At 50.0% G+C, this 12,028-nt stretch carries 9 protein-coding genes and 1 rRNA gene; 9 read left to right on the top strand and 1 reads right to left on the bottom strand.

The annotated features are described in order from the left end of the window. The first annotated feature begins 254 nt into the window (after positions 1-254). The 7 genes from gatC (at position 255) to H70357_RS29160 (ending at position 8,564) form a co-directional block, all read left to right on the top strand. The gene (gatC, locus tag H70357_RS29190) at positions 255-542 is read left to right on the top strand and encodes an Asp-tRNA(Asn)/Glu-tRNA(Gln) amidotransferase subunit GatC (RefSeq protein WP_038596536.1); all 288 of its coding nucleotides are present in this window, start codon (positions 255-257) and stop codon (positions 540-542) included. A gap of 24 nt (positions 543-566) precedes the next feature. Continuing rightward, positions 567-2,024, top strand: a complete 1,458-nt coding sequence (gatA, locus tag H70357_RS29185; protein ID WP_038596534.1) for an Asp-tRNA(Asn)/Glu-tRNA(Gln) amidotransferase subunit GatA — start codon at positions 567-569, stop codon at positions 2,022-2,024. 40 nt (positions 2,025-2,064) lie between these two features. Continuing rightward, a complete protein-coding gene (gene gatB, locus H70357_RS29180; RefSeq protein WP_038596532.1) occupies positions 2,065-3,510 on the top strand; it encodes an Asp-tRNA(Asn)/Glu-tRNA(Gln) amidotransferase subunit GatB in 1,446 nt (481 codons plus the stop codon). A gap of 94 nt (positions 3,511-3,604) precedes the next feature. Next, positions 3,605-4,075 (top strand): GNAT family N-acetyltransferase, encoded by a 471-nt coding sequence (locus H70357_RS29175; protein ID WP_038596529.1) that lies wholly within the window; start codon positions 3,605-3,607, stop codon positions 4,073-4,075. 36 nt (positions 4,076-4,111) lie between these two features. Beyond that, positions 4,112-6,034, top strand: coding sequence for a DUF4097 family beta strand repeat-containing protein (locus H70357_RS29170; protein WP_231578335.1), 1,923 nt, complete (start codon positions 4,112-4,114; stop codon positions 6,032-6,034). A gap of 124 nt (positions 6,035-6,158) precedes the next feature. Continuing rightward, the gene (locus H70357_RS29165) at positions 6,159-6,590 is read left to right on the top strand and encodes a Fur family transcriptional regulator (protein WP_038596527.1); all 432 of its coding nucleotides are present in this window, start codon (positions 6,159-6,161) and stop codon (positions 6,588-6,590) included. A gap of 252 nt (positions 6,591-6,842) precedes the next feature. Next, on the top strand, positions 6,843-8,564 hold the full coding sequence (locus H70357_RS29160) for a glycosyl hydrolase family 18 protein (RefSeq protein ID WP_038596525.1): 1,722 nt from the start codon (positions 6,843-6,845) through the stop codon (positions 8,562-8,564). 78 nt (positions 8,565-8,642) lie between these two features. Here the strand turns inward: H70357_RS29160 and H70357_RS29155 are convergent, their stop codons facing one another. Beyond that, positions 8,643-9,008: a DUF2614 family zinc ribbon-containing protein gene (locus H70357_RS29155; protein ID WP_038596523.1), complete on the bottom strand. Its 366-nt coding sequence runs from the start codon at positions 9,006-9,008 to the stop codon at positions 8,643-8,645. 129 nt (positions 9,009-9,137) lie between these two features. Here H70357_RS29155 and H70357_RS29150 point away from each other — a divergent pair, with 129 nt between their 5' ends. Further along, positions 9,138-10,013, top strand: a complete 876-nt coding sequence (locus H70357_RS29150; RefSeq protein WP_038596521.1) for a nucleotidyltransferase-like protein — start codon at positions 9,138-9,140, stop codon at positions 10,011-10,013. A 448-nt stretch (positions 10,014-10,461) separates the two neighbouring features. Beyond that, positions 10,462-12,017, top strand: a 16S ribosomal RNA gene (locus H70357_RS29145). The last annotated feature ends 11 nt before the right edge of the window (positions 12,018-12,028 follow it).

The following is a 12,028-nucleotide window of genomic DNA, read 5'->3' as shown; positions in this document are numbered from 1 at the left end:
CTTAAAATGTAAGAATCTATAGGGTGCACGCAATGCTTTATCCTTATATTTCTGCAGAAACGGCTGCCGTCCCTATTAGGACGCCATAGCCGTTTTTTCTTGTTTCATGTACCCATAACCTGTAGCGCAACTAGCTGTTGTTCGAATTGAAGCTTTATGAACATGACAAGCTCATTGAATTGTCCAGGCTTCTACAATATAATTAAAAACGTTATCCGGGCGCTTTAGCCCTTTAAACAGGAGGGATATTTCTTATGAGCATTACCGTCAAAGATGTGCAGCATGTGGCCAAGCTGGCCCGCCTGCAGTTAAGCCCGGAAGAAGAGGCTACTTTTACTGAACAAATGAATGCTATTTTACAATATGCGGAGAAATTGAACGAACTTGACACGGAGCATGTGAAGCCGACAACGCATGTGCTGCAGGTCAGCAATGTGATGCGGGACGATGTTGTGAAGGAGAGCCTTTCCCAAGAAGAAGCTCTGCTTAACGCACCTGAACATGAAGACGGACATTTCAAAGTACCGGCAGTTCTGGAATAACGACAATAGAGAGGAGGAAGAAAGTTGAGCCTGTTTCAATATCGACTACCCGAAGTACATAACATGCTGCACAGCAAAGAGATTTCGGTCAGCGAACTGACGGAAGAATCACTGGCTGCCATTACCGAGCGTGACGGGAAGGTGCATGCATTTTTAACTTTAAATGAGGAGGGCGCGCGGCTGTCTGCACGTGCTCTGGACGACAAGCTGGCTTCCGGTGCAGCGCGCGGTTTGCTGTTTGGTCTTCCTGCAGGAATTAAAGATAATATTGTGACCAAAGGACTGCGCACAACCTGTGCCAGCCAGTTTCTGGACAATTTCCAGCCGATATATGATGCAACAGTTGTTTCCAAACTGCGTCAGGCCGATGCTGTAACCATCGGTAAGCTGAACATGGACGAGTTCGCCATGGGCGGCTCCAATGAGAATTCTAGCTACGTGGCTGTGCGTAATCCTTGGAATCTGGAACGTGTTCCCGGGGGCTCCAGCGGCGGCTCGGCAGCTGCGGTAGCTGCCGGTGAAGTCTTCTTTGCACTTGGCTCCGATACCGGCGGTTCTATCCGCCAGCCTGCTTCGTATTGCGGTGTGGTAGGACTTAAACCGACTTATGGTCTGGTTTCGCGTTACGGCCTAGTGGCATTTGCTTCTTCGCTCGATCAGATTGGTCCGCTTACCCGCACAGTGGAGGATTCCGCTTATGTGCTGCAGGCCATTGCCGGATACGACGCCCAGGATTCCACCTCGGCCAAAGTGAATATCCCTGATTACTTAAGCGCACTTACCGGTGATATTTCCGGGCTGCGCATCGCTGTGCCGAAGGAGTATATCGGAGAAGGTGTAGATGCCTCCGTCCGTGAGAGTGTGCTGTCTGCACTTAAGGTGCTGGAAGGTCTGGGTGCGGTCTGGGAAGAGGTTTCTCTTCCGCATACCGAATATGCTGTGGCGGCGTATTATTTGCTCTCCTCTTCGGAGGCGTCTTCCAACCTGGCCCGTTTTGACGGGGTGCGTTACGGTGCGCGTATAGATAACGGCGGCGGATTGCTTGATTTGTACCATAATTCCCGCAGCCACGGATTTGGACCGGAAGTTAAACGCCGGATTATGCTCGGCACTTATGCGCTCAGCTCCGGTTATTATGATGCTTATTACTTGAAGGCGCAGAAAGTGCGCACCTTGATCAAGCAGGATTTCGACGAAGTATTTAAAAAATATGATGTCGTCATCGGACCGACTGCGCCAACTACAGCTTTCAAGCTGGGCTCACAGACGGAAGATCCGCTCACGATGTATTTGAATGATATTTTGACCATTCCGGTCAGTCTCGCCGGCATTCCTGCCGTCAGCATCCCTTGCGGTTTTGCCGAAGGCCTGCCTGTAGGTCTGCAAATTATCGGTAAGGAATTTGATGAGAGCACGGTACTGCGTGTTGCACACGCTTTTGAACAACATACAGATCATCATAAAGTACAGCCACAACTATAATTGCGGTCTTCGAAGCTTAGGCTCACAAAACTTTTAAGGGATGAGATCATTTATGTCTAAATACGAAACGGTCATCGGGCTGGAAGTTCATGTGGAGCTTCATACCAAGTCCAAAATCTTTTGCGGCTGCTCCACAGAATTTGGCGCTCCGCCCAATACGCATACCTGTCCCGTCTGTCTTGGTCACCCCGGCGTGCTGCCGGTGTTGAACCGCCAGGCGGTGGAATATGCGATGAAAGCAGCCATGGCGCTGAACTGCACCATCGGCGATGTCAGCAAGTTCGACCGCAAGAACTATTTTTACCCCGATTCGCCCAAAGCGTATCAGATCTCGCAATATGACCAGCCGATCGGTCTGAACGGCTGGATCGATATCGAAGTGAACGGTGAGACCAAACGGATCGGTATCACCCGCCTGCACCTGGAGGAAGATGCGGGCAAGCTGACTCATGTAGACGGCGGATTTGCTTCCCTCGTCGATTTCAACCGGGTAGGCACACCGCTGATTGAAATTGTCTCCGAACCGGATCTGCGCTCTCCTGAAGAGGCGCGCGCTTATCTGGAGAAGATACGGGCCATTATGCAATATTGCGACGTATCCGATGTGAAGATGGAAGAAGGCTCCATGCGCTGCGATGCGAACATAAGCCTGCGGCCGGCAGGTCAGGAAGAGTTCGGCATCCGAGCGGAGCTTAAGAACATGAACTCCTTCCGGGGTGTGCTGCGCGGTCTGGAGTACGAGCAATTCCGCCAAGGGGAAATCCTTGATGATGGCGGTATTGTCGTGCAGGAGACCCGCCGCTGGGATGAAGCGCAGGGCAAGACGTTATCTATGCGCGGCAAGGAAGAAGCTCATGATTACCGCTACTTTCCAGATCCGGATCTCATTGTCCTGCATATTGACGATGCTTGGAAAGAGTCCATCCGGGCTACGATTCCGGAGCTGCCGGATGCCCTCCAGCTGCGGTACAGTGAGGAGTATGGCCTTACCGCTTATGATGCGGGTGTGCTGACCTCCTCCAAACCGCTGGCCGATTTCTTTGAAGGCTGCCTTGCTTATACAAAGGATGCCAAAGCTGTGGCCAACTGGATGATGGGCGATTTGCTGGGTTATCTGAACGGCAGCAATCTGGAATTGTCCCAGGTGAAGATTACGCCGCAGGGTCTGGGTGAAATGATCGGCCTGATTTCAGGCGGAACGATCAGCAGCAAGATTGCCAAGACCGTCTTCAAGGAAATGCTGGAAAGCGGAAAGCTGCCGGGTGCAATCGTTGAGGAGAAGGGACTTGTCCAGATCAGCGACGAAGGCGCAATCAAAAAAATCGTTGAGGATGTAGTGGCTGCAAATCCGCAATCGGTGGAGGATTACAAGGCTGGCAAGCAGAAAGCAATCGGATTCCTGGTAGGTCAGGTTATGAAAGAAAGCAAAGGCAAAGCCAACCCGGGTCTGGTAAATACATTGCTGGCTGAAGTTTTGAACAGCTAGATCCCGCTTCTGGGTAATAGTAGACTATAGGATTATTAGCTCAGGGCTTGTCGGCAACGGCAGGCCCTAAGCGGCATATAAGGGGACTGTGCGGATGAACACAATTATCAAGCTTAATCTGCAGGATGAGATCATTCTTAGTGAGCTATGGAGCCTCCAGCATAAAGCTTACCGGCTGGAAGCGGAGATGATCGGATTCCATGAAATTCCGCCATTGCTGGAGACAAGAGATATGCTGAGCCAGTCTCAGGAGGATTTCTACGGCCGTTTCGACAGCAGCGGGGATCTGATGGGGGCTGTTGCCGTGCTGGAAGAGTCACCGGGCAAGCTGACTGTGACGCGAATGATGGTGAGTCCTGAGTATTTCCGCCAAGGGGTGGCCGGAAGCCTGCTGGAATTTATCTTTGCCCATTATCCGGGAATGGAGCAGTTTATTGTATCTACAGGGAAGCTCAATATTCCTGCAGTTACACTGTATACCAAACATGGGTTTATTCCTGCCGGACTAGAGGAAGTAGCACCGGGTGTGGAACTGATTGAATTTTATCGGAGTGGTATGCTTTGAAAGTAATACAATTCTTTATGGAAGGAGGAGCCCGAAATGAGTCCTGAACAGAAAGATGATTCCGCCAAGCTCCCGACAGAGGAAGGAATATATGATACAACTGCACAGGAGCAAGATGACGGGATAGAGCAGAAGAAGCCCTCAATCCCGCCCCGTCCAAAACGCCGTCCCCATCGTAAACGCAAATTTATTGCCGGACTGCTGTCCGCATTAATTCCGGGGACGGGACATCTATATTTCGGGCTTCTCCGCAAAGGGGTTTCTTTCATCTTTCTTATCCTGCTTGATATTGCGGCGCTGCTGTATTTTTCGTCCATCGGTATGCAGATCAACGTTCCGCTGCTGATTTTGCTGGCCCTGATGATTCCGGTGCTGTATTTCTACAATGTGTTCGATGCCCTGCAGTCTGCTGACCGGATTTTGCGCTTTCCCGGGGAAGAGGATACTGAAACGCCAGCCCCTTCAAAATATGCCAAACGCCGTACCCTGGTGAGTGAGCCGGGAATCTCGTTTGGTTTGATGCTGCTCTTTGGCGGAGTGCTGCTGTTCCTGTTCCGGCAGAAGCCGGCCTGGCTGCAAATGTTCATCCAGGATTATGCGGGAACGGTAATTTCCGCGGTGCTGATCGTCGGCGGTTTTTTACTGGGAGTCCGTGAGGTTGCGAAGGGATTATCCAGGAGCAGAGGCAATGAGCGGCGCATCCGCCGTGTCGGCAGATATACGGCTGCAGTCCTGCTTGCCAGTGTCGGCGTTCTTTTGCTGATGGATGCAAGAGATGGAACACATAATATGCTGCTGCTGTTAAAATGGTGGCCCGTTATACCGGTGCTGTGGGGTGCGGAATACCTGCTCATTTACTTTTTCTCAGGCCGCAGAGGTCAGACTGCCTATGGTTCAAGAGCCCGGATGGATTTGCGTGGGCTGTTCTCATCCGTTATTTTGGCCGCCAGTGTATTTATCGTGGCAGAGCAGGAGCATTATTTGCATTTATGGAACCGGGTCAGCCTTAACCTTACCGCTGCAGCAGTGGATTACGGCGAAGCCAAGGGTAGCCATTTTCAAAAGCCCCCATTGATCGTACCGGTTGAGCTGGGCACCTCCAAACTAACTGTTGATGCCATCAACGGCGACATTATGATTCACCGAGCCCCGGTAGAGGATATTGAAATCACGGCTACAGTATGGGTGGATCAGCTTGATGGTGCAGTGGCTGAGGCGATATCGGAGCAGTCCTTTGTGGAGGTCATTGAAGGTTCTAACATCAAGGTCACCCCAAAAACCAAGACTTATGGAGACTCCGGGAAACGCCAGCCGCGCATGGATCTTGACATTTCGCTTCCGGAGGACCGCCGCTTTAATCTGGAGGTGCGGACGATGAATGGCGGAATTACGCTGCAGAATGTGGAAGCCATTGAGGATATTTCTCTGGAGACCGGCAACGGCGCGATTGTTCTATACCGCATATACGGAAATGTAAAAGGAAAGACACTAAACGGGGAAGCCCGTGCCAGAACGGTTCAAGGGGACGTTGAGATGTCAACGAGCGGCGGGAATATGGCGGCTTGGGATGTTACAGGGGCATTGAAGCTGTCGACCGCTGTAGGCAATATAACGGCATCCGGCAACGGTGGTGAAGTGGATCTGTCCAGCAAGAATGGCAATCTGGTAATTGACGGTGCGATGACTAAACTGCATGCTGAATCCCTAAATGGCAAAATAAATGCCCGATCGGAGTCCGTCGGCGGTGACTGGGATATTTACAGCGCAGTTGGCGACATTGATCTTTACGTGCCTTTATTCGGCGATTATAAGGTGGATGGATCCAGCGGTTATGGAGATATCGACACCGACCTGCCAGAGCTGACTATCGACAAAAAGACAATTTCCGGCAAAATCGGCAATGGCGAGTTCAAACTGCGCGTAGAAGGAAACAGCAACCTAAATGTGAGGAAATATTGAAAAAAGTAATTTTTATTATATAATAATGAATATAATGTATCGACTCCGTTGACAACATCGAAAGTCCGGTCTTACAATTACTTTATAGCTTTATTATGTTTTTATTTTAAAGGCGGTGGAATTGATGGGTAGTGGCGTACAGCATGCATTGGAACAACTGAAGACTACCGGTGTCCGTATTACGCCTCAGCGTCATGCGATTCTTACGTATCTGATGGAAGCGTTGAATCATCCTACGGCAGACGATATTTACCGTGCGCTTGAGCCGCAGTTTCCGAGCATGAGTGTGGCAACTGTATATAACAATCTAAAGATGTTCATGGAAGCCGGTATGGTTCGCGAGTTGACTTATGGTGACAATTCAAGCCGTTTTGATGCAAATGTATCCGATCATTATCATGTCATCTGCCAGGTGTGCGGGAAGATCGAAGATTTCAGCTACGCCTCGCTGCATGAAGTGGAGCAGGCTGCCGAGCAGGCTACAGAGTTTAAGATCCATGGTTTGCGGATGGAATTGTACGGTGTGTGCAAATGCTGCAGCGACAAGAAACATTGAGATAACAGATTAGAATAACATTATGGGTATAATCGACTGCGATGTTTCGGACTGCAGGAGATTTGCCGGTTTTTCCAAAACGTGCGGAATCCGGAAGCGGAGGCTGCACGTTTTTTTGATAATTCTGCTATGACTTACTTAATCTATGAATAACTTCCAGTAGATTTTCGCAACCAAAGAGACTCACATAGCGTATACTTAAGATTGGTTATACGCGCACTCAAAATTAACTAAATATGTGGAGGATACATTTTGGACAGAAGACAGAGACAAAGACGCACCAAGAAGCGTGGAGGTCTTTTTCGCCGTTTATTAGGGCTTGTCATAATAGCCGCCGCTGCTTACTGGATTGTATTTTATGTACTGCCGAACCGGCAGCATATTGATCCTGACTGGAAAGGGATGGAACACCCCATTTTTGTCAAAGGAGAGTTTACAGGTTTTAACGCTAACGGTACAGGAGAGAGTCTGCTGCTGCCGCTGCCGCTTTTGCAGAAGTATGTGGATTCTTCCATTCGTTATGAAGAGGAGAGCAAATCAGCCATTCTTTCGACTGAGAGCGAACTTCTATATATGCGAGAGAATTCAACCTCCGCCAGCCTGAACAACCAGCCGATTCAGCTTCGGCTTGCTCCTGAAGAAAAGGATGGAGTGACCTATCTTCCGGCTGACACCCTCGAAGATCTATATGGTTTTGAGGTAGAAGAGGATAGTGATACCGGAGCTGTACTGCTGATGACTGCCGGGGAGACGGTTCCGCTGGGCAAAGTGAAGGGTGAGGAAGGCGACAGAACGAAGGCACTGCGCAGCGAGGCGTCGATTCATGCCCCCATTATCGCGGATATGCCTCCGGGAGCCGTGGTGAGAATCTGGAAGGCTGACAACCCGGACTGGCTGTATGTGCAGTTGAGCAGTGGTTACACGGGATATGCCAAAGCCGGTGACATTCTGTCAGACGGGCAAAAAACTGTAGAAGAAAAAACTTCCACACCGTCGAGAGCGGAACGCAACTGGAAGGGCAAGCCGGTAAATCTGTTCTGGGAAGCAGTATACGAGCGTAAACCGGATCCGGCTAAGTTCGGTGAATTGCCTGGAATCAATGTGGTCAGCCCTACGTGGTTTGAGATTGTAGACGTGCAGGGCAATGTGCGCAGTAAAGCGGACAAGGCTTACGTGCAGTGGGCGCACAAGCAGGACATGGAAGTCTGGGCTCTGCTCAGCAACAGCTTTGATGCCGATCTGACGACTGAGGCCTTAGCGAGCTATGAGAAGCGGATGAATACGATCGTACAAATGCTGGAGTTTGCTGATTTATATGATCTGGATGGTATCAATATCGACTTTGAGAATGTATACACCAAAGACGGTGAGAATGTTACGCAGTTTATGCGGGAGCTGAAGCCAATGGCCCAAGCTAAAAATCTCATTGTCTCCATTGATGTGACGCCTAAATCGAAGAGTGAAATGTGGTCTTTGTTTCTGGACCGGCGCGCACTCGGTACAGTCGTTGATTTCATGATGGTCATGGCGTACGATGAGCACTGGGCATCCAGTCCAAAGTCGGGCTCTGTGTCCTCGCTGCCTTGGGTGGAGAACTCCATCAGCCGCATTATCGAGGAAGACGAGGTGCCTGCCGAGAAATTGATTCTCGGTGTCCCGCTGTATACCCGTATCTGGTCGGAAACAACAGAAAAGGGTAAAACCAAGGTGAGCTCCAAGGCCGTGAGCATGAATGCGGTTCAGGAGATTCTTACTGAGAAGAAGCTGACACCGAAGCTTGATAAGGATGCGGGACAGAATTACGTTGAGTACAAGGAAGACGGGATTCTCCGCAAAATATGGATAGAGGATAAGCTCTCACTTCAAGGGAGAGTTAAACTTGCCAAATCTTTTGGACTTGGCGGAGTGGCCTCCTGGACACGCAGCCTGGGCAATCAGGAAGCCTGGGAGACCCTGCAAACAATTCATCAATAATATATTCTGTCAGTAAGATAACAAAGGGGCTCCCAGTCTGGGAGCCCCTTGTTTGTATGATTCATTCATCAGCTGTCGTTATTGCTTGAGTTGCTGAGTTTCGAGTTGCTCTGCAGTTATCGTAGCCTGTGCCGGATCCCTTGTCAGAAGGGTATGGCAGAACATGCAGCGGTCTGTTTTCCCGAGCATCTTGGTCAGTTTGTGGCATTCCGGACATTCCAGCTGGACTGCGCTGGTCGATAGCATGCCTGCCCAGAAATAAATGGCGAGACTTGCCATCATGGAGATCAGGCCGATGACTAGACCGATAGCAGCGAATACTTTGCCTGCTGATCCCCAGAATACGATGCCTGCCGTTCCCAGAATCATGAGTCCCATTCCAAGCATGGTAAGCAGTAGTCCCCAGGTGCGAAAAGCATTGATTTTAGCCGATTTTAGCTTCATGAGTATTTACTCCTAACTAAAATATAGTTCGGTTGTCCAGGAGGAACTGATATGAATATGTAGAATATTATTATTTAAGAGGATTATAACTGACTGGACGCAAAATCGCCAAATTTGATGGAGGGAAGTATGGAACTATCCAATTTGACCCTGTTGAGTGGAGAAACGTTTGATGAGAATGTTCTGGGAGCTGTCACTTTGAGGCAGAAGGGTAATGCTCCGTTTCAGAGTGCGCTTCTTCATGACTTCGATATGGTAGTGCTGATGCTGCATGAAGATGAAGAGAAAGAACGGACTATAACCCATACCATTGCCGGTGACCGGCGCACGCAGTCTGTGCATGTAGGCTTATCTGCCTTGGAACGGGCTGTAATGGCGGGTGATAACAATGAACTTCTTACCAGCTTAATTGCTGGAGATGTGATTTGGGACCCCAAGGGAATATTAGGGGATATGCGCAGGGAGATCATGCAATTCCAGGGCCCGCTAAGAGAGCGGGTGCTGTTTATGGAATTTGCCCGCTTTCTGCATATGTATGTTAAATCCAAACGATATCTGGAAGCAAACTGTACCATGGATGCCTACAACTGTGTTTTGATTGCTTTGTATCATTGGGCGCGGATTGAAGTCAGTGAAGCGGGATTTTTCCCCGACCCTGCAGTATGGGAACAAGTCAAGAGTCTAAACACCCCTGTTCACAAGCTGTATGAAGAACTTACGGTGAGTACCGAAACTCTGGATCAACGAGTCGAACTGATTCTGCTTGCCTGTGAATTTGCCCTAATGTCGAAGATGTCTGATTGTTGCGGATTGCTTTTGAATATCTTGGGCAGCCGAAAGGAATCATGGAGTATCAAAGAATTACTGCAGCATTCCGGCCTCAGCCAATTGGAAGCTGAACTGCCGCTTGTACTGCGCAAGCTTGTTTCCCGTTCACTAATAAGAGAGATTACTTCCTGGGCGGATGATGCCGGCGACGGTCATGCGGTACGTTACACCCGGTAAAGATAAAGAGCAGGATAGAGTGGCTATCCATAACGGGATGTTCCACCTGACAAAAGAGCATATGCTGTAGGATAGGGAGAGGCCGGGCGCTCTCTTTTTTTATTTGTACAGTTTCTGAATGAGATGATAAACGCAGGGAATATTTATAGTTGACTCTTATGTTAATGGTGTGTTAAATTATAACTCGGCCCTCAGACACAATGACAAGCTGCAAAGCAAGCGTAAATCAACCGAAAAAAGAAATTAAAAAAAAGGTTGACTAAAACGAGGTCGCCGTGATATATTATAAAGGTCGCTGCTGACAAGCGCCGACAACGAAAAACAAGAACTTGATCTTTGAAAACTGAACAACGAGTGAGTATGGAAATCACGCAAGTGAGATCCAAAATTAGAGAATGTAAATTCTCGTCAGATGTTTCAAATTGAGCAATCGCTCTTTCTAAATACCAATTTGGAGAGTTTGATCCTGGCTCAGGACGAACGCTGGCGGCGTGCCTAATACATGCAAGTCGAGCGGAGTTATGAAGGAGCTTGCTCCGGATTAACTTAGCGGCGGACGGGTGAGTAACACGTAGGCAACCTACCTCTTTGACTGGGATAACTACCGGAAACGGTAGCTAATACCGGATAATTCCTTTGTTCACATGGACGAAGGATGAAAGGCGGAGCAATCTGCTACAAGGAGATGGGCCTGCGGCGCATTAGCTAGTTGGTGGGGTAACGGCTCACCAAGGCGACGATGCGTAGCCGACCTGAGAGGGTGAACGGCCACACTGGGACTGAGACACGGCCCAGACTCCTACGGGAGGCAGCAGTAGGGAATCTTCCGCAATGGGCGAAAGCCTGACGGAGCAACGCCGCGTGAGTGATGAAGGTTTTCGGATCGTAAAGCTCTGTTGCCAGGGAAGAACGTCCGGTAGAGTAACTGCTACCGGAGTGACGGTACCTGAGAAGAAAGCCCCGGCTAACTACGTGCCAGCAGCCGCGGTAATACGTAGGGGGCAAGCGTTGTCCGGAATTATTGGGCGTAAAGCGCGCGCAGGCGGCTATTTAAGTCTGGTGTTTAAACCTTGGGCTCAACCTGAGGTCGCACTGGAAACTGGGTGGCTTGAGTACAGAAGAGGAAAGTGGAATTCCACGTGTAGCGGTGAAATGCGTAGATATGTGGAGGAACACCAGTGGCGAAGGCGACTTTCTGGGCTGTAACTGACGCTGAGGCGCGAAAGCGTGGGGAGCAAACAGGATTAGATACCCTGGTAGTCCACGCCGTAAACGATGAGTGCTAGGTGTTAGGGGTTTCGATACCCTTGGTGCCGAAGTTAACACAGTAAGCACTCCGCCTGGGGAGTACGGTCGCAAGACTGAAACTCAAAGGAATTGACGGGGACCCGCACAAGCAGTGGAGTATGTGGTTTAATTCGAAGCAACGCGAAGAACCTTACCAGGTCTTGACATCCCTCTGAATCCACTAGAGATAGTGGCGGCCTTCGGGACAGAGGAGACAGGTGGTGCATGGTTGTCGTCAGCTCGTGTCGTGAGATGTTGGGTTAAGTCCCGCAACGAGCGCAACCCTTGACTTTAGTTGCCAGCAGGTTAAGCTGGGCACTCTAGAGTGACTGCCGGTGACAAACCGGAGGAAGGTGGGGATGACGTCAAATCATCATGCCCCTTATGACCTGGGCTACACACGTACTACAATGGCCGGTACAACGGGAAGCGAAGCCGCGAGGTGGAGCCAATCCCAGCAAAGCCGGTCTCAGTTCGGATTGCAGGCTGCAACTCGCCTGCATGAAGTCGGAATTGCTAGTAATCGCGGATCAGCATGCCGCGGTGAATACGTTCCCGGGTCTTGTACACACCGCCCGTCACACCACGAGAGTTTACAACACCCGAAGTCGGTGGGGTAACCCGCAAGGGAGCCAGCCGCCGAAGGTGGGGTAGATGATTGGGGTGAAGTCGTAACAAGGTAGCCGTATCGGAAGGTGCGGCTGGATCACCTCCTTTCTATGGAGAAT

It is taken from the genome of Paenibacillus sp. FSL H7-0357, from assembly GCF_000758525.1.
Lineage (GTDB): Bacteria > Bacillota > Bacilli > Paenibacillales > Paenibacillaceae > Paenibacillus_AQ.
Note: the sequence above shows the minus strand (reverse complement) of the source record. Positions and strands in the feature narration are given on the sequence as shown.